Origin of the sequence: Flavobacterium glucosi (assembly GCF_048286535.1) — a bacterium.
Lineage (GTDB): Bacteria > Bacteroidota > Bacteroidia > Flavobacteriales > Flavobacteriaceae > Flavobacterium.
Genome location: NZ_JBLVPK010000003.1, coordinates 232065 through 254606 on the forward strand (window position 1 = coordinate 232065; position 22542 = coordinate 254606).

14 protein-coding genes are annotated in these 22542 nt (G+C 34.4%); 5 read left to right on the forward strand and 9 right to left on the reverse strand.

Going from position 1 to position 22542, the window contains the following annotated elements; all coding sequences use genetic code 11:
* The first annotated feature begins 300 nt into the window (after window positions 1–300).
* The 4 genes from ACNQGD_RS06885 to ACNQGD_RS06900 all read left to right on the forward strand — a co-directional run bounded on the left by ACNQGD_RS06885 (window position 301) and on the right by ACNQGD_RS06900 (window position 12181).
* Entirely contained in the window at window positions 301–8721 is an 8421-nt protein-coding gene (locus ACNQGD_RS06885; protein WP_417998778.1) for a gliding motility-associated C-terminal domain-containing protein, read from the forward strand.
* A gap of 161 nt (window positions 8722–8882) precedes the next feature.
* Complete coding sequence (locus ACNQGD_RS06890) at window positions 8883–9791, forward strand: PorP/SprF family type IX secretion system membrane protein (RefSeq protein ID WP_417997252.1); 909 nt, start codon at window positions 8883–8885, stop codon at window positions 9789–9791.
* A gap of 11 nt (window positions 9792–9802) precedes the next feature.
* Window positions 9803–10192, forward strand: a complete 390-nt coding sequence (locus tag ACNQGD_RS06895; RefSeq protein ID WP_417998779.1) for a tetratricopeptide repeat protein — start codon at window positions 9803–9805, stop codon at window positions 10190–10192.
* A 48-nt stretch (window positions 10193–10240) separates the two neighbouring features.
* The gene (locus tag ACNQGD_RS06900; protein WP_417998780.1) at window positions 10241–12181 is read left to right on the forward strand and encodes an OmpA family protein; all 1941 of its coding nucleotides are present in this window, start codon (window positions 10241–10243) and stop codon (window positions 12179–12181) included.
* A 521-nt stretch (window positions 12182–12702) separates the two neighbouring features.
* Here the strand turns inward: ACNQGD_RS06900 and ACNQGD_RS06905 are convergent.
* From ACNQGD_RS06905 to ACNQGD_RS06935, 7 genes are all read right to left on the reverse strand, one after another.
* On the reverse strand, window positions 12703–13206 hold the full coding sequence (locus ACNQGD_RS06905) for a CAP domain-containing protein (protein WP_417992842.1): 504 nt from the start codon (window positions 13204–13206) through the stop codon (window positions 12703–12705).
* A gap of 163 nt (window positions 13207–13369) precedes the next feature.
* Window positions 13370–14014: a pyridoxamine 5'-phosphate oxidase gene (gene pdxH, locus ACNQGD_RS06910; protein WP_417997249.1), complete on the reverse strand. Its 645-nt coding sequence runs from the start codon at window positions 14012–14014 to the stop codon at window positions 13370–13372.
* Window positions 14015–14109: 95 nt separating this feature from the next.
* The gene (locus tag ACNQGD_RS06915) at window positions 14110–15015 is read right to left on the reverse strand and encodes a ribonuclease Z (RefSeq protein WP_417998781.1); all 906 of its coding nucleotides are present in this window, start codon (window positions 15013–15015) and stop codon (window positions 14110–14112) included.
* A gap of 73 nt (window positions 15016–15088) precedes the next feature.
* Window positions 15089–15421 carry a ribonuclease Z gene (locus tag ACNQGD_RS06920; RefSeq protein WP_417992839.1) on the reverse strand — a complete coding sequence of 111 codons (333 nt, stop codon included), beginning with the start codon at window positions 15419–15421 and terminating at the stop codon, window positions 15089–15091.
* A 71-nt stretch (window positions 15422–15492) separates the two neighbouring features.
* The gene (locus ACNQGD_RS06925; RefSeq protein WP_417992838.1) at window positions 15493–16419 is read right to left on the reverse strand and encodes an aspartate carbamoyltransferase catalytic subunit; all 927 of its coding nucleotides are present in this window, start codon (window positions 16417–16419) and stop codon (window positions 15493–15495) included.
* Between the two features lie 52 nt (window positions 16420–16471).
* Window positions 16472–17011, reverse strand: coding sequence for a bifunctional pyr operon transcriptional regulator/uracil phosphoribosyltransferase PyrR (gene pyrR, locus ACNQGD_RS06930; RefSeq protein WP_417997247.1), 540 nt, complete (start codon window positions 17009–17011; stop codon window positions 16472–16474).
* Window positions 17012–17096: 85 nt separating this feature from the next.
* Window positions 17097–18281 carry a DUF418 domain-containing protein gene (locus tag ACNQGD_RS06935; protein WP_417998782.1) on the reverse strand — a complete coding sequence of 395 codons (1185 nt, stop codon included), beginning with the start codon at window positions 18279–18281 and terminating at the stop codon, window positions 17097–17099.
* Window positions 18282–18485: 204 nt separating this feature from the next.
* Between ACNQGD_RS06935 and ACNQGD_RS06940 the strand changes: the two genes are divergently transcribed.
* Window positions 18486–18659 (forward strand): hypothetical protein, encoded by a 174-nt coding sequence (locus tag ACNQGD_RS06940; protein ID WP_417992836.1) that lies wholly within the window; start codon window positions 18486–18488, stop codon window positions 18657–18659.
* 94 nt (window positions 18660–18753) lie between these two features.
* Here the strand turns inward: ACNQGD_RS06940 and ACNQGD_RS06945 are convergent, their stop codons facing one another.
* On the reverse strand, window positions 18754–20373 hold the full coding sequence (locus tag ACNQGD_RS06945) for an ABC-F family ATP-binding cassette domain-containing protein (RefSeq protein WP_417992835.1): 1620 nt from the start codon (window positions 20371–20373) through the stop codon (window positions 18754–18756).
* Window positions 20374–20511: 138 nt separating this feature from the next.
* Window positions 20512–22539 (reverse strand): beta-N-acetylhexosaminidase, encoded by a 2028-nt coding sequence (locus tag ACNQGD_RS06950; protein WP_417998783.1) that lies wholly within the window; start codon window positions 22537–22539, stop codon window positions 20512–20514.
* Between the last annotated feature and the right edge of the window lie 3 nt (window positions 22540–22542).

Sequence of the window (22542 nt, forward strand, 5' to 3'; positions counted from 1 at the left end):
ATGCAAAAACTACTTTACTTATACTGACTTCCATAACTTTTGTTAGTAATCTATATTCTCCATTTAAAACTCTAAGATACTGGAGGAATTTAATACAAATCATACGTTCTGAATCTAACAAGATTTTGTGTATTAATTCATCGATATACCATTTAGTTTCAATAGACATTGATTCAAATTCAATGCTAACTAAATATTCGAATCCAAGCTATTCATCTATTACCTCTGATAAAAATTGCCAAATATACCTTTAGCAATTTTAAGATATTCAAACTTTCTAACGATTTAAAACAAATCAATATGAAACCAAATTTTACCCATTCGACAAGATTATTTACAATTTTCTTTTTATTTTTTTTAAGTTTCACAACAGTATCTCTTGCTCAAATAGGTCCTGGTATTGCTCCTATTAATACTCCAAGTGGAGGATTTAAGATTGACGGTACTCTTCTTGCGAACACTGCCGCAGGAGATTGGGTTGATGGAACTGGCACAGGCGGTTTTATACTTAATAATTCAGGAGGTCCTCTAAATACAGGAACTACTTATCATCTGTATGATCTGTATAACACTTCATCTGACAACATTTTTGGCGGAGGTGATAAAGTAGGTGACAATCCTAACAATTGGACCTGGACACCCGGTACAGCCAATGATAAAACCGACATGAATAATGCATTAATACATTTAACTACTGATTCAAATGGAAATGTATGGGTTGTTTTTGCAGCTGATCGTCTAAGTAACAATGGAAGTGCTTATATTGATTTTGAATTTCTTCAAACACCTATGACCAAAACAAGTACTGGATTTGCTACTTCAGCTCCAGCTTCTACAGGTGGAAGAACATTGGGCGATTTTTTATTAACTGTATACTTTGAAAGTGGCATTGCTAAATTTGACATTCAACGATGGGAACTTACTGGTAGTACATGGCAATACAAAACCTATTTTTCAGCTCTACCGCTTAACTCAGTATTTGCTGCAGGAAATACCAGTAATGTTCCTGTACCTTATCAGGCATTTGGGGTTAATAATTACCTTCAATACACATTTATTGAATCAGCAGTAAATTTAACAGCAGTATTAGGAGCAATTGATCCATGTACAAGTCTTAAAATAAAAACTATTTTTGTTAAATCTAAAACTTCTACATCCTCATCTGCAGCGATTAAAGATTTTTTTAATCCAGTTGCTATTGATAACCTTACTCTAGGAAGTTCTGATGCAGGAGATGATGCTACTGTTTGTTCAGGATTACCATATACGCTTCAAGGATCAGCAGTACCTAGTAATGGATATCAAGTTATATCCAAAACTTGGTCTGTTTTAAGTGGTTCCGCAACCATAGTGGATCCAACAAATCTCAATTCAAATGTAACTATCACAGGAAGTTCTGCAACATTCCGACTTACAGTTGTAACAGGACCAATATCTGGTTCAGGATCACAATGTACAGTAACGGATGATGTAACTATAACCGTTAATCAACCTCCCACCTGCTTAATATCGGGTCCAGATGGTCCTTTATGTCCGGCTTCTACTTCTAATATTTATTCAGCTCCAGTTAGCGCTAATTATGGATGGAGTATTTCAGGAAATGGATCAATTGTGGGAAATACAAATGCTCAATCCGTATCAGTAATCGCTGGTTCAGGTTGTAATACAACATTTTTGTTATCATTAATAATTACTGATGCCAATGGATGTATTTCAACTTGTACAAAAACTGTTACAGTCGTAGACGAAACATTACCTATTATAACTAATGCTGTAGCTTCTTTAAATCAAACACTTCAATGCAAAGATACTACTGGTATAAATGCTGCTTTGGCTTTATCGCCTGCTGCTACCGACAATTGTACACTTACTCCCAATAAAGTTTTACTGAGCGATGTAACAACCGCTGATGCTAATTGTACCAATGCGTATGTAAGAGTTAGAACTTGGAACTTTACTGATGGTTGTGGAAACACTTCTGCCAATTTTGTTCAAACTATTACTGTAATTGATAATACGGCTCCTGTTGTAACTACAACCGCAGCTTCATTAAATCAAACACTTCAATGCAAAGATACTACTGGTATAAATGCTGCTTTGGCTTTATCGCCTGCTGCTACCGACAATTGTACACTTGCTCCCAATAAAGTTTTACTAAGCGATGTAACAACCGCTGATGCTAATTGTACCAATGCGTATGTAAGAGTTAGAACTTGGAACTTTACTGATGGTTGTGGAAACACTTCTGCCAATTTTGTTCAAACTATTACTGTAATTGATAATACGGCTCCTGTTGTAACTACAACCGCAGCTTCATTAAATCAAACACTGCAATGCAAAGATGCTTCCGGTATAACTGCTGCTTTGGAGTTGTCACCTGCTGCTACCGACAATTGTACGCTTGCTCCAAATAAAGTTTTACTGAGCGATGTGACAACCGCTGATGCTAATTGTTCCAATGCGTATGTAAGAGTTAGAACTTGGAACTTTACTGATGGTTGTGGAAACACTTCTGTCAATTTTGTTCAAACTATCACTGTAATTGACAATACGGCTCCTGTTGTTACTACAACCGCAGCTTCATTAAATCAAACACTTCAATGCAAAGATGCTACTGGTATAAATGCTGCTTTGGAGATGTCACCTGCTGCTACCGACAATTGTACACTTGCTCCAAATAAAGTTTTACTGAGCGATGTAACAACAGCTGATGCTAATTGTACCAATGCGTATGTAAGAGTTAGAACTTGGAACTTTACTGATGGTTGTGGAAACACTTCTGTCAATTTTGTTCAAACTATCACTGTAATTGATAATACGGCTCCTGTTGTTACTACAACCGTAGCTTCATTAAATCAAACACTTCAATGCAAAGATGCTACTGGTATAAATGCTGCTTTGGCTTTATCGCCTGCTGCAACCGACAATTGTACACTTGCTCCAAATAAAGTTTTACTGAGCGATGTAACAACCGCTGATGCTAATTGTACCAATGCGTATGTAAGAGTTAAAACCTGGAACTTTATTGATGGTTGTGGAAACACTTCTGCCAATTTTATTCAAACTATTACTGTAATTGATAATACGGCTCCTGTTGTAACTACAACCGCAGCTTCATTAAATCAAACACTGCAATGCAACAATGCTTCCGGTATAACTGCTGCTTTGGAGTTGTCACCTGCTGCTACCGACAATTGTACACTTGCTCCAAATAAAGTTTTACTGAGCGATGTGACAACCGCTGATGCTAATTGTACCAATGCGTATGTAAGAGTTAGAACTTGGAACTTTACTGATGGTTGTGGAAACACTTCTGTCAATTTTGTTCAAACTATCACTGTAATTGACAATACGGCTCCTGTTGTTACTACAACCGCAGCTTCATTAAATCAAACACTGCAATGCAACAATGCTTCCGGTATAACTGCTGCTTTGGCTTTATCGCCTGCTGCTACCGACAATTGTACACTTGCTCCAAATAAAGTTTTACTGAGCGATGTGACAACCGCTGATGCTAATTGTACCAATGCGTATGTAAGAGTTAGAACTTGGAACTTTGCTGATGGTTGTGGAAACACTTCTGCCAATTTTGTTCAAACTATTACTGTAATTGATAATACGGCTCCAACTTTTAATGAATTATTACCATCTAATATAAACGTAGAGTGTAAAGCTATTCCAGTTGCAAAAACATTGACTGCTACAGACAATTGTGGTATTGCAAGAATTGATTTTTCTGAAACAGAAACTCCAGGAAATTGCCCTAGCTCTTCAACTATTTTAAGAACATGGATAGCTACTGATTCATGCAATAATAAAACTACTTATACTCAAAAAATAACAGTTAAGGATACTACACCTCCAACTTTTACAGCCCCTGCAGACATAATAATTTCAAGTGATGAAAATTGTCTTGCAGACATCAGTATAAGCTCCACTGGCACGGTAACTAATATTAAAGATAATTGCGATTCTAATCCATTAGCCACGTATGTTGATTCTGAATGTTTTGGAACTTCAGATGAGCAACAAATAAATGCAGGAAATGGAAATTATTTCCCTTTCACCATATCTGGATTTGATAATTTAACAGCTGCTAATATTGAAAAAATTAGTTTGGCATTCGAAACAAATCAAGGAAAAGGTAGAGCTGAATTTATTTTAGTTGCTCCAAGTGGTCAAGCAATTAAATTAGTTGGACCTTATTGTGAAGGAGGAGAATGTGATAATGAATCATCAAATACTCAAGAATTATATCTACCTGTTTTTTATCCTAATAACTCAGGTTATAAAAAATGGAATAATAACGATTTTATTCAAGATAGTGCTAGTCAAAACTTAACACCAAATGGAGAAACTACTTTTTCAAATAGTATTTTTGGAGTATCTTCTTTTGTTTCTAGTTTTGAAGAATTTACAGGATCTATGAACGGAAATTGGTTTGTATATTCAAAAAAACAAGCTAATGTTAATGGTAGTGTTATATTTAAAAGTGTTTGTTTGAAACCTACCAGTCTTTGTGTAGGAAATAAAATAATTTCTAGAACTTGGACTGTAACCGATGCATGTGGAAATAATGCTACTTCAACTCAAACTATCAAAATTATAGATGCTAGCGCTCCAACTTGGATTACCGCTGCAGATGCTTTAAACACCTCTATCGAATGCAATAATCCAGAAGCTTTGGCAGTTGCCCAGTCTCTTGATCCTATAGCAAAAGACAATTGTGATACGGATGTTTCCAATATCACTAAAGTAAGTGGTGTGTTTGTTGCTTCTTCTGAATGTGCCAATGCTGGAACATACACCAACACTTGGACTGTAAATGACGATTGTGGAAACACTTCGGCTGTATTTACTCAAGTGATTACTATTCAAGATACAACAGCTCCAACTTGGTCTACTCTAGCAACAGCTTTAAACACTACTGTAGAATGTAGCGATGCAGCAGCTTTGGCAACAGCCCAAGCTACTTTCCCTGCTGCTGCTGATTTATGTGATACGGATGTTTCCAATATCACTAAAGTAAGTGGTGCGTTTGTTGCTTCTTCTGAATGTGCCAGTGCCGGAACATACACCAACACTTGGACTGTAAATGACGATTGCGGGAACACTTCGGCTGTATTTACTCAAGTGATTACAATTCAAGACACAACAGCTCCAACTTGGTCTACTCTAGCAACAGCTTTAAACACTACTGTAGAATGTAGCGATACCGAAGCTTTGGCAACAGCGCAAGCTACTTTCCCTGCTGCTGCCGATTTATGTGATACAGATGTTTCTAATATCACTAAAGTAAGTGGTGCGTTTGTTGCTTCTTCTGAATGTGCCAGTGCTGGAACATACACCAACACTTGGACTGTAAATGACGATTGTGGAAACACTTCGGCTGTATTTACTCAAGTGATTACTATTCAAGACACAACAGCTCCAACTTGGTCTACTCTAGCAATAGCTTTAAACACTACTGTAGAATGTAGCGATACCGAAGCTTTAGCAACAGCCCAAGCTACTTTCCCTGCTGCTGCCGATTTATGTGATACGGATGTTTCCAATATCACTAAAGTAAGTGGTGCCTTTGTTGCTTCTTCTGAATGTGCCAGTGCCGGAACGTATACCAACACTTGGACTGTAAATGACGATTGTGGAAACACTTCGGCTGTATTTACTCAAGTGATTACTATTCAAGATACAACAGCTCCAACTTGGTCTACTCTAGCAACAGCTTTAAACACTACTGTAGAATGTAGCGATGTAGCAACTTTGACAAAAGCCCAAGCTACTTTCCCTACTGCTACCGATTTATGTGATACGGATGTTTCCAATATCACTAAAGTAAGTGGTGCGTTTGTTGCATCTTCTGAATGTGCAAATGCCGGAACATACACCAATACTTGGACTGTAAATGACAATTGTGAAAACACTTCGGCTGTATTTACTCAAGTGATTACTATTCAAGATAAAACGGCTCCGATAATTAATACAGTTGCATCAAATATAACTGTTGAATGTAATAGTCAAGGGAATCAAAATGCAATTGCTGATTGGTTGTCTATTAACGGAGGAGCAACTGCCTCTGATAATTGTTCAGATGTAACTTGGTCTAATAATTTTAATACACTTTCTAATGATTGTTCAACTGCAGTAACTGTAATATTTACAGCAAAAGATGCATGCGGAAATAGTTCTTCAACGTCAGCTACATTTAGTGTAAAAGACATTACTGCCCCTATAGCTCCTGAAGCTCCAGCAACAATAACCGTAACTTGTGCTACAAATGTTCCTGTATTAACAACACTTACAGCTACTGATAATTGTAATGGTGAAATCACTGCTGAGGGAATTGATGTAATTACTCAAGGAGATTGTCTTAACTCATTTGTTATTACTAGAACTTGGACATTTACAGATGCTTGTAGCAATTCCTCTTCAACTTCACAAATCATTACTGTAATTGATACAACTGCTCCTGTAATCAGCACACTACCAGAAATATCAACTATATCTTGTCTTGCAACACCTGAATTTACTCAAGCCACTGCAACTGACGGATGTGGTTCTACTGTAACTTTGACTTTTGCGGATGTAACCACAAACGGTCAATGTGCTGGTTCGTATTCTGTAACTAGAACTTGGACTGCTACTGACGCTTGTGGAAATGCTGCTACAGCTTTACAAACCATAAACGTTCAAGACACAGCTGCTCCAATTATTGCTGCGTTACCGGAAACATCAACTATATCTTGTCCTGCAACGCCTGAATTTACTCAAGCCATTGCAACTGACGGATGTGGATCTACTGTAACTTTGACTTTCGCTGATGTAACTACAAACGGTCAATGTGCTGGTTCGTATTCTGTAACTAGAACTTGGACTGCTACCGATGCTTGTGGAAATGCTGCTGCAGCTTCACAAACCATAAACGTTCAAGACACAACTGCTCCAGTTATTGCTGCTTTACCTTCTGCCTCAACTATCTCTTGTCCTGCAACGCCTGAATTTACTCAAGCCATTGCAACTGATGAATGTGGTTCTACTCTAACTTTGACTTTTGCAGATGTAACTACAAACGGTCAATGTGCTGGTTCGTATTCTGTAACTAGAACTTGGACTGCTACCGATGCTTGTGGAAATGCTGCTACAGCTTCACAAACCATAAACGTTCAAGACACAACTGCTCCAGTTATTGCTACTTTACCTTCTGCTTCAACTATCTCTTGTCTTGCAACGCCTGAATTTACTCAAGCCATTGCAACTGACGGATGTGGTGCTACTGTAACTTTGACTTTCGCTGATATAACAACAAACGGTCAATGTGCTGGTTCGTATTCTGTAACTAGAACTTGGACTGCTACTGACACTTGTGGAAATACTGCTACAGCTTTACAAACCATAAACGTTCAAGACACAACTGCTCCAGTTATTGCTGCTTTACCTTCTGCTTCAACTATATCTTGTCCTGCAACGCCTGAATTTACTCAAGCCATTGCAACTGACAGATGTGGTTCTACTGTAACTTTGACTTTTGCAGATGTAACCACAAACGGTCAATGTGCTGGTTCATATTCTGTAACTAGAACTTGGACTGCTACCGATGCTTGTGGAAATACTGCTACAGCTTCACAAACCATAAACGTTCAAGACACAGCTGCTCCAATTATTGCTGCGTTACCGGAAATATCAACTATATCTTGTCCTGCAACGCCTGAATTTACTCAAGCCATTGCAACTGACGGATGTGCATCTACTGTAACTTTGACTTTCGCTGATGTAACCACAAACGGTCAATGTGCTGGTTCGTATTCTGTAACTAGAACTTGGACTGCTATTGATGTTTGTGGAAATGCTGTTACAGCTACGCAAACAATCAATGTAGTAGACACTGTTGGTCCTACAAGTGCTACTCAATTCAGTTCAACTGTTAATGTGAATTGTGATGCAATTCCAGCTAAACCGGAACTTGTGTTTGTAGACAATTGTTCTACAGTTTCACCGGCTATTTTTACTGAAAACATCATAAACAGAACCGAAAATTCTTATTCAATCGTAAGAAAATGGTCTGTAGCTGATGCTTGTGGAAATGCATCTGAGTTTACTCAAATCATCAATGTTACAATTCCTAATAGTGTTGTAACAATAAGCAGTTCAATTTGTAATGATGGAGAGATCACAACGAAGAATCTAAATGATTTATTACCGGTAGGAACTCCAACAAACGGAACTTGGGTAGATGTAAATAATTCTGGTGGGTTACAAGGAAGTAATCTTAATGCTTCAAGTCTTTCAGTTAGAGATTATACATTTGAATACAAAATTAATGATGCAACTTGCCCTAGAACTATAAGAATTGTCATGACGGTAAATACTGGTTGTGGTGGTATTGTATTAGCTTGTGGAACTGTATTGGTTCATAATGCTTTCTCTCCAAATGGTGACGGAATTAATGAAAAATTCATAATCGATAATATTGATGATATTGTTTGTTATCCAGAAAATACGGTAGAGATATACAATCGTTGGGGGGTTTTGGTTTTTGAAACCAAAGGATATAATAATACAAGTAATTCATTTGATGGAATTTCTGGCGGTAGATCAACTGTTCAACAATCTTCTGGTTTACCAACAGGAACTTACTTCTATATTTTGAATTATACCTCTGTTGACAATGATGGAAAAATCATAACCAATAAAAAAGATGGATATTTATACTTAACCAAATAATTAGTCTTCTACCTGAGAACAAAAAAAGTTCTCAGGTAGAATAAAAATAATAACAATAGCCCTATTTCAATTAACTGATAACAGTTATCAAATCCATCAATTGCCCTACACAATTCTTATAAATGAGTTCGATAGGTAATTTAAAGTAATAAATATCTACTATGAAAACAAAATTATTTTCTTTCGTTTTGATGTTTACAGCAATAGTAAGTTTTGCCCAACAAGATGCTCAATTTACTCAGTATATGTACAACACAATCAATATTAATCCCGCTTATGCTGGATCAAGAGGTGCTTTAAGTATTTTTGCGCTACACCGTACACAATGGGTAGGGCTTGATGGCGCACCAGTAACTAATGCTCTGTCAGTAAATACACCCCTCAAAGAAAGCAACTTAGGCTTGGGGGTATCAATTATAAATGATAAAATTGGGCCAACTACTGAAAATACGATTTCGGCTGATTTATCATACACCGTTCCTACTTCTGAAACGTTTAAACTGTCTTTTGGAATCAAAGCAACTGCTAACTTTTTCAATTTAGATGTCAACCGATTAAATCCTGTTGACGATGATCCTAGTCTGCATGATTTTAATAATAAATTTACGCCAAATATTGGAGCCGGTGTTTATTTACATTCTGATAAAGCTTATGTAGGGTTTTCAGTTCCAAATTTCATTGAAAGCAACCGTTATGATGATAATGAAGTAGCCATTTTTAAAGAAAAAATTAATTACTACTTAATCGCAGGTTATGTATTTGATGTGAATGAGTACATAAAATTTAAACCCGCATTATTAACAAAAGTTGTTAGTGGTGCTCCTCTTCAAGTGGATGTATCAGGGAATTTTATGTTCAATGATAAATTTGTTGTAGGGATAGCTTACAGATGGTCTGCGGCACTAAGTGCAATGGTTGGATTTCAAGTTACTGACGGCATGTATATAGGATATGGTTATGACCATGAAACCACTAAGTTGAATAACTACAATTCTGGTTCTCATGAAATATTTTTACGTTATGAAATATTCAAAAATAATGGTAAAATTATAACTCCAAGATTCTTCTAGAAATTAAGTCTATGAAAAAAATTATATTCTTTTACATAACATTAATAAGTCTTGCTTCTTTTAAAGGAAATGCTCAAGACTCAAAATTTTATGTAACAGATAAAATAAGTGACAAATATGCTTACATAGATGTTATAAAAACATATGAAAGGATTACTGAAAAAGGATATAAGTCAGTAGATCTTTTTAAAAAACTCGGAGATTCCTATTACTCAAACGCAGATTTTAAAAAAGCTGCTAAATGGTATTGTGAATTATTTGCCTTAAACATTGATATAGAACCGGAATATTATCATAAATATGTGAAGTGTTTACTATTTATTGGTCAAAATGATAGTGCCAATGAAATACTGGAAAAATTAAAACAAAAATCAGAGGTAATACAAGAGAAAAAAAATTAAAAACAACCATAAAATCACAACTCCTAGATTCTACTAAAAACAATTATTATGAAAAAAAATATACTCCTTTACATAACAATAGTAAGTGTTTTTTCTATTAACATTTATTCCCAAAAAGCAAAATTGGCTATTGCCGATAAAAAATATGATGGCTATGCTTATTTAGATGCCATCAAAACCTATGAAAGGATTGCTGAAAAAGGGTATAAATCAGCTGATATGTTTAAAAAACTGGGCAATGCTTACTACTTTAATGCGGACTTCGATAAAGCCGCTAAATGGTATGGTGAATTATTTGCCATTGATTCCTCAAATTTAGAACCGGAATATTATTATCGCTATGCTCAATCGTTAAGAGCAATAGACCAAAATGATAAGGCAAATGAGATGATGGAGTTATTCAACCAAAAATCAGGTAACGATACCAGAGCGAAACTATTTAAAAAAAACACCAACTATTTAGAAGCTATAAAAGCGAATTCCGGAAGGTATAAAGTTGAAGATGCCGGAATAAACTCTAAATATTCTGATTATGGAACTGCACTATATTCGAATAAATTAGTTTTTGCTTCAGCTAGAGATACCGGAAGTCTTGGACAAAGAAAACACAAATGGACCAATCAGTATTTTACAAACTTGTACACGGCTGATTTAGGAGAAGACATGACTCTGGGTGCTGCGAAAAAGTTTGATGGAACCATAAATTCGAAGTTTCATGAATCTACTCCTACTTTTACATCTGACGGAAAAACCATGTACTTTACACGAAACAACTATCTAGATGGCAAGAAAGGGAAAGACGGAAATAAAATTACTTTAATTAAAATATACAAAGCCACTTTAGAGAATGACAAATGGGCAAATGTAACCGAACTCCCTTTTGACAGTGATAATTACAGTACTGCACATCCTGCATTAAGTCCAGATGGAAAAACATTGTATTTTGCCTCTGATATGCCTGGAACTTTAGGACAGTCTGATTTGTTCAAAGTAATGATAAATCAAGATGGTACTTTTGGAACCCCTGAAAATTTAGGCAATGCTATTAATACCGAAGGAAGAGAAACCTTCCCATTTATCAATGATGAAAATGAAATTTATTTTGCATCAGATGGACATCCTGGACTTGGAGGATTAGATGTATTTATGTCTAAAATAAATGAAGATAGTTCTTTTAGTGAAGTTCAAAATGTAGGTGCTGATGTGAACTCTCCTAAAGATGATTTTGCTTATTTAATCGATACAAAATCAAGAAGAGGTTTTTTTACTTCCAATAGAGACGGTGGGCAAGGGTATGACGATATTTATAAATTTTTGGAAACAAGAAGACTGATTTGCGAACAGCTGCTTTATGGCGAAATCACTGATATAAAAACTGGAGAACTGCTTGCTAATACCAAAATAACTTTATACGATAATCAATTTAAGAGTATCAATACTGCTACTTCTGATGATAAAGGAAAATATAGCTTTAGCGTAGAATGTGGAAAGACTTACAATGTAAGAGCCGAAAAACCCGAATACGCAACCAAAGAAGAAAAAACAACTATCTCCGCAACAACCGGAAAAACATATTTGCCAATCGCATTAGAAAAAGAAATATGTAAAGTAGCTGTTGGCGATGATTTGGGGAAATGTTTTGGTATAAAAATGATTTATTTCGATTTAGACAAATCGAATATCAGACCAGAAGCGGCTCTGGATTTAGAAAAAATATTAGATGTATTAAATCAAAATCCAACGATGAAAATTGACATCCGTTCTCATACAGATAGCAGACAAACCTTCAAATACAATGAAGCTTTATCTGAAAGAAGAGCTAAATCAACTATAAACTGGTTAGTAAAAAATGATATTGATGCAAGTAGATTGACTGGTAAAGGTTATGGTGAAACTCAACTGGTAAACAAATGTACTGACGATGTAATTTGTACAGAGGAGGAACATCAACTCAACAGAAGGAGCGAATTTATTATTACTGCTTTGTAATAATTATCATAAATTTAAAAGGCTGTCTGATATGTAGAGGGCACTGAAAAAGTCCCGCTAGAAAAAATTGCGACAAAATCTTAATAGGATAACGGAATAAACGCTCTGAGAATCGCTTAATCAAGTTTAAAAACTTTTAAGTTTGAAAATATAACAAAGAGAAGGGCTTAAACTGATTTAAAGTTTAAGCCCTTTTATTTATAGGTAGTTTTTCAGTGCCCTCGATATGTAGTCAGCCTTTTTTGTACCATCATTTTCTAGAATAATGAATTACTATACAAACTAGGTAAAATTTGTTTCACTCAGAGCTTAATTCAATCTTCCAGAGTGAACTAAAACCCAACCAATAATTACTCCAAACAAAAAAGTCCAATGAAAACTATTTCATTGGACTTTTCTATTCAAACAACAAAATGAAAATTAGCTATACGTTTATTAATCATTTTTTTGATTCTGATATAAATATAAAAGGCTGCCTTTTGGGGGAAGACAGCCTTTTAGTTTAAAAAAACAAACTCTAATTATATTTTTGCGAAAATATTGGTGTAATATTTTCTACCATTTGCAGGGTTTTCTTTAATTGCAATTCCAAAATGTGTATGATCGCCTTCAATATTAGCTTTGTGGCTTGGACTTGCTAACCAAGCTTCTAAAACTGCCTCAGGTGTGTTATAGTTGTAAGCTATATTTTCACTTACAGTTTTAGCACCTAAAGTTTTAATGATATTTTCAGAACGAGCTACAAAATCATTATGATTGACTACATTATTGGCAATCATGTAATTGTCATGCTCTTCTGATTTGAAAGACATATGATTAATTTTTTCCAAAGGTATTAATCCAACACTAACTCTGTGTTTATTGATTAAAGCCATTGTTTCTAATTCTATTGGATTATAAGAATAACTTACTACTTTTTGTGCAGACGCTTCTGTAGTTTGAGTCTCAGAATCATCTGAAGAGCAAGAATTCATAGTGCAGATCACAATAACGAGTAATAATACACGAAGTAATTTTATCTTCATAATATGGTAGTTTAAGTTTAAAGTAGATTGTGGGGCAAACTTCTTTAATAAATAAATAATATGTTCTTATTTCTTATTCAAACATACTTAATTTATCGTTAAACTACCAAAAATAATCGACTAACTACATAATAAAAATAATTAAATATGTATTTTTCTTACATTATGGTGATAAGCGATCAATTTTCCATGAAAAATCTTCTTGATAACTATATCTAATTCTGTCATGCAATCTATTAGGTCTTCCTTGCCAAAATTCTACCTCTAAGGGTGTTATAAGAAATCCACCCCAATGTTTAGGTCTGGGAATTACCATACTCTCAAAATCCTTTTCTAACTGTTTTAGATTTCCTTCTAAATATTCACGAGAAGGGACAACTTCACTTTGGTTTGAAACGATTGCTCCTAATTTACTACCATCCGGTCTCGATTCAAAATAATTGTCTGAAATGGTTTCAGTAGTTTTACGAGCAATACCTTTTATGATAACCTGGCGTTCCATAGTGTGCCAAAAAAAAGAAAGACAAATTTTAGGATTTTGGGCAATAGCCCTACCCTTTTCTGAATTATAATTGGTGTAAAAAATAAATCCTTCCTCATTAAATTTTTTCAACAAAACAACTCTGGCCTTTGGAAATCCATCTAAACCTATTGTAGATACCGTCATAGCATTAACCTCGCTATCCCCACCAAAGTCTTCTACCTCATGAAACCATCTGTTAAAAAGGTTTATTGGGTCTTCGGGAATATTTGATTCTAATAGCTCACTCTTTTCGTACGATTTTCTATAATTACCTAAGTCTTTCATATATTATATTTTAAAATGATTTGAAACTTGAATGATTCAGTTTAAGAAGATTCAAATATCCAAATGTGAATTCAGATGAAATAAATTATTTTTATTTAAAACTCGAAGCTTTTTCCATCATCGGCCAAGAGTACTTCCGGAAAAATAGTTGCTGCTTCTTCTTTAAAAAGCTCAATATTTTCATATCGAGTAGAATAATGTCCTAAAATTAATTGCTTTGCGTTAGCTTTCAAAGCAATTGTAGCCGCATCTTTTGCTGTGGAATGCAAAGTCTTTTTAGCTAAATTTTCTTCTGATTGCAGGAAAGTGGATTCGTGGTATAAAACATCAATGTTCTCAATGATTGGGATTATAGCCTCATTATATGCGGTATCTGAACAAAATGCATAATTTTTTGCAGGATTAGGATCAAATGTTAATTTGTCATTTTCAATAATTCGACCGTCTTCTAAAATAATGTCTTTTCCGTTTTTTATATTTTGATAATAGCAGGTATCAATTTCATAATTTTGAACGGCATCCAAGTTAAGTTTCCTTTGTGCTGCTTTTTCTTGGAACAAAAACCCATTTGTATAAACACGGTGCTTTAAAGGAATGGTTTTTACCAAAACTTTTTCGTCTTCAAAAATCACTTCACTATCGTTGGATTCTAATTCATGAAAGAACAAACCATAATTAGTCCATGAATTAGATAATCGCAATTGCAACTTGATTATTTCTTGAATACCCTTTGGACCATAAATATGCAAATCAGTTGTTCTGTTGAGCAAAGTAAAAGTAGATACTAATCCTATTAGCCCAAAAAAATGATCTCCATGTAAATGTGAAATGAAGATATGATTAATCTTCGAAAATCGGATTTTATTTTTTCGCAATTGCACTTGGGTTCCTTCTGCGCAATCAATCAGAAAAATTCTGTTTTTTATTTCTAAAATCTGTGAAGTTGGATTCGTAAATGTTCTGGGCGTAGCTGCATAGCAACCAAGGATTGTTAGTTTCAAGTTTATGTGTATGTGTTATAGCGTATTTGGTTAAATCAATTAAACGGTTAAACCAATAACCGAATACACTAATTTAAAAACCTAAATCTCTTTCAATCTCTTCCATTTCAATAATATCATGAGCTTCCAATAGAGAAGGAACAACAGTTAATTTTTCAGGAACCGCATTGTAATCAAATTCAGAAGTAACTATAACAAATGATTTTTTAGCTTTTTTATGAAGTTTTGACAGAGGCATAAATAATTTCATATTCCCCGATGGCAAATCTTTGTACAATAAAAGATCTATGATCAAATTATGCTTTTCAAATGTCTTGTATTGGTGCGTAACCTTCATTAAAAAAGAGGTGAAATCACCTTGCGTATCTCTAATACTAATTGTATGTCCTTTTTGATCTACTTTCATATTTTTAATTTCTAAGTCTACTCAAGGTAGAGCCGTTTATAAATAGCTAATTTACAAAGTTTTATATTAAATTACTGAATTTTTGATGCCAAAAGATAAATTACGGCCATTCTAATTGCAACACCATTTTCGACTTGGTTTAAAATCACCGATTGTTGTGAATCTGCCACCTCACTGGTGATTTCGACACCACGATTTATTGGTCCCGGATGCATAATTACGATTTCTTTATTTAGGGAGTCCAAAATCGATTTATCAACTCCATATTGTTGAGCATATTCTCGTGTAGATGGAAAATAATTCACATCCATTCTTTCATTTTGCACGCGTAACATATTCGCCACATCACACCATTCAAGCGCTTTTCTCAAATTTGGTTCTACTGTAACACCAAGCGACTCAATGTATCTTGGAATCAACGTTTTTGGTCCGCAAACTTTTACCTCTGCTCCTTGCATTTGCAACGCATATATATTTGACAACGCAACTCTGGAGTGTAAAACATCACCTACAATCACTACTTTTTTTCCAGCTACCTCTCCTAGTTTTTCTCTAATTGAATAACTGTCTAATAAAGCTTGTGTAGGATGCTCATGTGCACCATCACCTGCGTTTACAATACTGGCTTTTACGTTTTTGGAAAGAAAATAAGCAGCACCGGGATTAGCATGTCGCATGACTACCATATCTACTTTCATCGAAAGTATATTATTAACGGTATCTATTAGAGTTTCCCCTTTTTTGACTGAAGATTGTGCTGCCGAAAAGCTAATAACATCGGCAGACAAACGTTTTTGGGCTAATTCAAAAGAGAGTTTTGTTCTAGTACTATTTTCGAAAAAAATATTGGCAATGGTAATGTCTCGTAAGGAAGGAACTTTCTTAATTGGTCGATTGATAACTTCTTTAAAATGATCGGCTGTTTCAAAAATTAGGTCAATATCATTCTTGTTGATGTATTTTATTCCTAATAAATGATTTACGCTTAATTCTTTCATTTCTTTTTACGATTATTAGTTTTTAATGTTAGCCTTTTAAATAAATTATAATCTAACTTGTAATTAAATAGACACCATCTTCACCGTCATTTTCCTTCCAACTGACTTTCACTTTTTCGTTATTTATGGCATCTACCTGTCTTCCTCTGTAATCCGGTTGAATAGGTAAATTACGGCTAAAACGTCTGTCAATCAAAACTAGAAGTTCAATTTCTGATGGTCTGCCAAAAGATTGGATGGCTGTCAAAGCGGAACGAATGCTTCGTCCTGTAAATAAAACATCATCAATGAAAATAACTTTTTTGTTTTCAACGATAAAATTAATTTTGGTTTTATTTGCTTCTAATGGCTTATCTGTTCTTCGGAAATCATCTCTAAAAAAGGTAATATCCAAATAGCCCAATTGAATTTCAGGTGTTAGGTATTCTTTTTCTAATATTTCTTTCAACCGTTCTGCTAAAAAAACGCCCCTTGGTTGAATACCTACTAAAATAGTGTCTGAAAAATCTAAGTGTTTTTCAATTAATTGACAGGCCAAACGATGTAATATGATAGTAACTTCTTTTGCAGTAAGTAATACTTTTTGACTCATTGTAAAGTGTGTTGTTTGGTTGTGCAAATATACGAATTCCGATTTATGATTTTATAATTATAAACAGAGAAAATAGAGGCCTTTCTTATTTACCCCATGAAATCCAGGTAGCTTTATGCCAAATAGTTTCTAAAGGTCCTTGTTTATGAGTTTTAAGCCACCAAGTGCAAAATAACAATTGGATAATAAATAATACAATCCCTATCAATAAACAATATGTTGCGCCTGTATATTCAAAAAATCCTAATCCATATCGGTAATAAATAAAGGAACCTATCATAGATTGCATGATGTAATTAGTCAAACTCATTTTTCCGAAAGGAATAAGCTTAGAAAACACTTTATGAACAGAATCCTTTTGATACAACAAAACAAATCCTGAAACGAGGACTAACATAAATGCTACGTTAGACCAAGAAGCAAATATAACAGTGAGTGTGTTAGATAGTGTTATTCTTTCAATTACAGCTACGGTATGCGTCTTTAAAACAAATAATGGGATAAATAAAATACTTGAATATAGCAATACTTTTTTCCAAAAGTGTTGGTTCGTATGGGTTGCATTAAAAAGTTTTTTTCGACCTAATAACATTCCAAACATAAATAATGCGGGAGCCTGAAAAAACCTTCCATTTTCCCAAGACCATAATAAAGAAGCGATTTTTCCTAATGTCAAGTTTCCAACTACATAATCGATGAAAGAACCATTTTTCATATAAAACCCAATGCTTTCATAATAACCATTAGACAAATTAGGTGGCGCTACATAATCCGGATTCAGCACATAATAAATACACCTTGCCCATTCTAAAGGTTGCAGTATCAAAATAACAGCCGTAATAAAAATAGCTTTGTTACTCCAGTTAACAACCGGTATCAATAAAAGTCCCAGAAAAGCATATAATGTCAGAATATCTCCTTGATAAAATGCAGTATTTATAAGCCCAAAAACAAATAATAATGCCATCCGCCAAAAAAATCGCCCTCGGAAATCATTTCCTTTTTTAGCTTGGTTGTCATTTTGAATGTAAAAACTAAACCCAAAAAGAAGCGCAAAAATGGCATACGATTTTCCTCCAAAAAGAAAAAATAAAGAATCCCAAACTATTTTATCCAAAGCAACAAGCCAAGCTGGAAAATTTTCAGGCAAATGATAATATTCAAAATGTTCTACATTGTGAAGTAACATAATAGACATAATGGCAAAACCACGTAAGGCATCTACCACTTCTATTCTGGGAGATTTTAAATTTAAAGTAATATTGGTCATCTTGATAGCTTGATTTAAACAGAAATAGTAAAATTCAAAAATATATTTTTTTAAATAAAATAGTAGTTTAAAAAATAGTTGGAAAGTTACATTTTGTGATTTTTATTAAAACTATTAAAAAATTTTACAAGAAACAGTAGAAATTATATAACAAACAAGCGATTCAATTTAGTAATTTTATATTTCTAATTAAAGATAAAAATCATGCAAAAAAAACTAACTAGATTGTTAATGCTTTTAATAGTGTTACTATCGTTTACAAGTTGTTCAATTATAGAAGGTATATTTAAAGCGGGTGTTGGTGTTGGCGTTTTTATTGTGATTGCAGTATTAGCGATTATTGCTTTCATCATAAGTAAAATTTTTAAAAGAAAGTAGATACTAATAATTTTAATCCTATTAGTGAATATCCATTAAACAAAAAATCTCCCACAAATTGCGGGAGATTTTTTAGTATTAAACAGTATTACTTTTATTTTGCATACATCTTAGTTCTTAATTCCTTAACTTTTTCATCATCAAGATAGTCATCAAATGTCATGTAACGGTCAATCGCTCCATTTGGCGTCAATTCAATTACTCTATTAGCAACCGTTTGAGAAAACTCATGATCATGAGTAGTAAAAATCACAGATCCTTTGAAGTTTTTCAATGAATTATTAAAGGCTGTAATGGACTCTAAATCCAAGTGATTCGTAGGTTCGTCCAGCATAAGAACATTCGCTCTTTCCATCATCATTCGGGACAACATACAACGTACTTTTTCTCCTCCAGATAATACTCTACAAGTTTTCAAGGCTTCTTCTCCAGAGAAAATCATTTTCCCAAGAAAACTACGAATGTTAACTTCATCACGCTCTTCCTCTGTTTTTACCCATTGACGCAACCAATCTACAAGTGAATAATCACTCTCAAAAAATGAATGGTTTTCTACCGGCAAATAGGCTTGGTTCGTAGTAACTCCCCAGTCATAAGTTCCCGAATCCGCTTTTTTATTTCCGTTTAAAATTTCGTAGAAAGCGGTTGTTGCACGGGAATCTTTCGAAAAAAGAACAATTTTATCGCCTTTTGCCATATTCAAATCAACTCCCTGAAACAAAATTTCGCCATCAATTGAAGTACTTAAATTCTGTACATTCAAGATTTGATCCCCTGCTTCACGCTCTTGGTCAAAAATAATCGCAGGATAGCGACGGCTTGAAGGTTTTATTTCGGAAATATTCAACTTGCTAATCATTTTTTTACGAGAAGTAGCTTGTTTTGATTTGGCTACATTCGCACTAAAACGACGAATAAATTCTTCTAATTCCTGTTTCTTTTCTTCCGCTTTTTTATTTTGTTGTGCGCGTTGCTTCGCCGCTAATTGGCTTGATTCATACCAAAAAGTATAATTTCCTGAATAATGATTTATTTTACTGAAATCAATATCCGATATATGTGTACAAACTGAATCTAAAAAGTGTCTGTCGTGAGAAACTACGATTACAGTATTTTCATAATTTGCCAAAAAATTCTCTAACCAAGCTATGGTTTCAAAATCCAGATCATTGGTAGGCTCATCCATAATAAGTAAATCTGGATTTCCAAAAAGCGCTTGTGCCAAAAGGACACGAACTTTTATCTTTCCTTCCAAATCTCCCATTAAAGTATAATGGTATTCTTCAGTAATACCAAGGTTTGACAACATCGATGCTGCATCCGAATCGGCATTCCATCCATTCATTTCTTCAAATTGCACTTGCAACTCTCCTATTCTATCTGCATTTGAATCATTGTAATCTAAATACAAAGCATCCATTTCTTTTTTAATCGCATACAAGGCTTTATTCCCCATCATAACGGTCTCCAGAACGGTACTCTCATCAAACATATTATGATTTTGGTTCAAAACCGACATACGTTTTCCTGGTTCCAAATGAATATGTCCCGATGTAGGATCCATTTCACCAGCAATTATTTTAAGAAAAGTAGATTTTCCAGCACCGTTGGCTCCAATAACTCCGTATATATTCCCGTGTGTGAAGGTCGTATTTACTTCGTCAAACAAAATTCGTTTGCCAAACTGAACTGATAAATTATTAACTGTTAACATGAATATTTTTTTATAAAATTTTTGCAAAAATACGAAAAAAAATACTGATTTAATGAATTCCAAAAAAATCCGTTTTTAATTGTTTCAATTTATAGAATATGACATTAATTCGTATAAAATTTCATCAGATTTTTTTATTTAAAATAACTTTTTTAAACTGCCGTAGACCGCTAATTCTACATCAGCAGGACTTCTAGAATTACATTGCTCAAATAAATCATTCAATACCGTTGGATTTATCGTTTGTTTTTTATCAATTTTAAGTAAAAGCTGCTGAGATAAATCACTTAAACTTTTAGACAATGGTAAAAGCGGCTGCACCAGTGGAGCATTTGCACTTAATCCAATTAAATCACTATTCATGGCGATCCATTTTATCAAAAAATTGGCCACCAAAATTTGGTTTTCTTGACTTTTATTTTCTAAATAATTGTTTACGGCAGTATCAAAATCAAAAACATCTGATGCATCTGCAGTACAGGCATCCGCAAATAAAGTTAATGGAGAGTGCATGCGGTATTTTTTTCCGCCACCGTTTCGTTTATAATTTTTCAGTGGTTCACAAAGGTTCGAAAAATCATTTAAAGCACGTGTGTCTTGATTGTTACTGATGTTTCTCAGAATTACTTCTTTGTTTCTAATGTGCGTAATTCCAAGTTCTTCTAATCTAAAAGAAATTGTTTTCAACCTTTTGCGTAAGCTTTTCATATTCGTCACCTCCTCACTAGACCACAATCGCTCTGCAATAGCTGCGGATCGTGGCCAAATCCTTGAATCGATATTTAATGGCGTAACCAGTTCGCTCCACATGGCCGCTTCTCCCCCTAAAACCCTTGCTTTTTCTTCCGGACTCAGAATACTGTTTTTTGGTATGGGATCATTCAAATAATGACTTTCAATACCAAGCATTAAGTCAATATAATACCCATTGGACAAAACACTATTAAAACCACTTTTTGCTGCTTTAATTAACGAGCCTCCAGAAGCAAGACCTTCATTTGTTCCTCTCCAGGCATGAATTATGGCATCTTTAGACATGTTTCCGGTCATTATTTCTTCCCAGCCCATCAATTTTTTGTTGTGCTTTTTCAACATTGGAAGTAACTGCATGTTAAAATACGTTTGCAAATCATGGTTGTTCTCCAAGTTATTTTTTTTCTTAAATTCCTGTATTTTAGGATTTGAATTCCACTCTTTCCCATTATTTTCATCACCTCCAATATGAAAATAAGCCCCTGGAAATAAAGGGCAAACTTCGTCAAAAATTTCGCTTAACAATTGATACGTTTTTGGATTTGAAGGATCTAAAGTTGCATTGAAAACCCCTGAATTTCTTTGCACTTCATAGGTGACTTTTCCATCACTTACTTTACTTCCTACTTCAGGATATGCGGTAAGGAATGCCGAAGCATGGCCCGGGACATCTATTTCCGGTATAACTAAAATCCCTCTTTGATCCGCATATTTCACAATATTTTTGATTTCTTCCTGAGTATAATAATTTCCATCCGAAGCCAATTCAGTTAATTTTGGATGTTTTTTCATTTCAATTCTCCATCCTTGATCATCTGCTAAATGCCAATGAAAAACATTCATTTTCATCGCAGCCATTGCATCAAGATTTCTTTTAATTACATCCACCGGCTGAAAATTTCGCGCGCCGTCAATCATCAATCCTCTCCAGGTAAATCTTGGTGAATCTGTAATTTCAACCGTAGGAAAATAATACGAAGTGCTGTTATTTTGCAGTAATTGCAACAGCGTTTCTAAGCCATGGAGCGCACCTAAATCAGACGTCGCATTGATTGTTATTTTATTGGAAGCAATAATTAGTGTATAACTTTCATCCTCATTTATTTCTATTTTCCCGTTGCGAACACAATTAATTTGCAATTCTGCTGCTGGACTTTCGTTGATTTTCGTCAAAAAACTTTGCTCCAAGAACAATCCTGTTCTGCCGTCCAATCTTCGTAAAAAACGAGTTGCTCCTATAAAAATTCTAGGATTTGGGTTACCGGTAATATTTACTTTAAAACTTTTGCTTAAAGCAAAAGTACCAGCAGTCAAATTTATATTTTGTGGCCACGGCATAAGATCTAATTGTTCTTTTTGCATTTGAGCATTCGAAACAAAAGCAGAGAATAATAGGATTAGAATTAATTTCATGTT

Bases quoted from the DNA above. Each gene is read 5' to 3' on its own strand.
- ACNQGD_RS06885 (WP_417998778.1), top strand. From the start codon at position 301: ATGAAACCAAATTTTACCCATTCGACAAGATTATTTACAATTTTCTTT.
- ACNQGD_RS06890 (WP_417997252.1), top strand. From the start codon at position 8,883: ATGAAAACAAAATTATTTTCTTTCGTTTTGATGTTTACAGCAATAGTA.
- ACNQGD_RS06895 (WP_417998779.1), top strand. From the start codon at position 9,803: ATGAAAAAAATTATATTCTTTTACATAACATTAATAAGTCTTGCTTCT.
- ACNQGD_RS06900 (WP_417998780.1), top strand. From the start codon at position 10,241: ATGAAAAAAAATATACTCCTTTACATAACAATAGTAAGTGTTTTTTCT.
- ACNQGD_RS06905 (WP_417992842.1), bottom strand. From the start codon at position 13,206: ATGAAGATAAAATTACTTCGTGTATTATTACTCGTTATTGTGATCTGC.
- pdxH (WP_417997249.1), bottom strand. From the start codon at position 14,014: ATGAAAGACTTAGGTAATTATAGAAAATCGTACGAAAAGAGTGAGCTA.
- ACNQGD_RS06920 (WP_417992839.1), bottom strand. From the start codon at position 15,421: ATGAAAGTAGATCAAAAAGGACATACAATTAGTATTAGAGATACGCAA.
- ACNQGD_RS06925 (WP_417992838.1), bottom strand. From the start codon at position 16,419: ATGAAAGAATTAAGCGTAAATCATTTATTAGGAATAAAATACATCAAC.
- pyrR (WP_417997247.1), bottom strand. From the start codon at position 17,011: ATGAGTCAAAAAGTATTACTTACTGCAAAAGAAGTTACTATCATATTA.
- ACNQGD_RS06935 (WP_417998782.1), bottom strand. From the start codon at position 18,281: ATGACCAATATTACTTTAAATTTAAAATCTCCCAGAATAGAAGTGGTA.
- ACNQGD_RS06940 (WP_417992836.1), top strand. From the start codon at position 18,486: ATGCAAAAAAAACTAACTAGATTGTTAATGCTTTTAATAGTGTTACTA.
- ACNQGD_RS06945 (WP_417992835.1), bottom strand. From the start codon at position 20,373: ATGTTAACAGTTAATAATTTATCAGTTCAGTTTGGCAAACGAATTTTG.
- ACNQGD_RS06950 (WP_417998783.1), bottom strand. From the start codon at position 22,539: ATGAAATTAATTCTAATCCTATTATTCTCTGCTTTTGTTTCGAATGCT.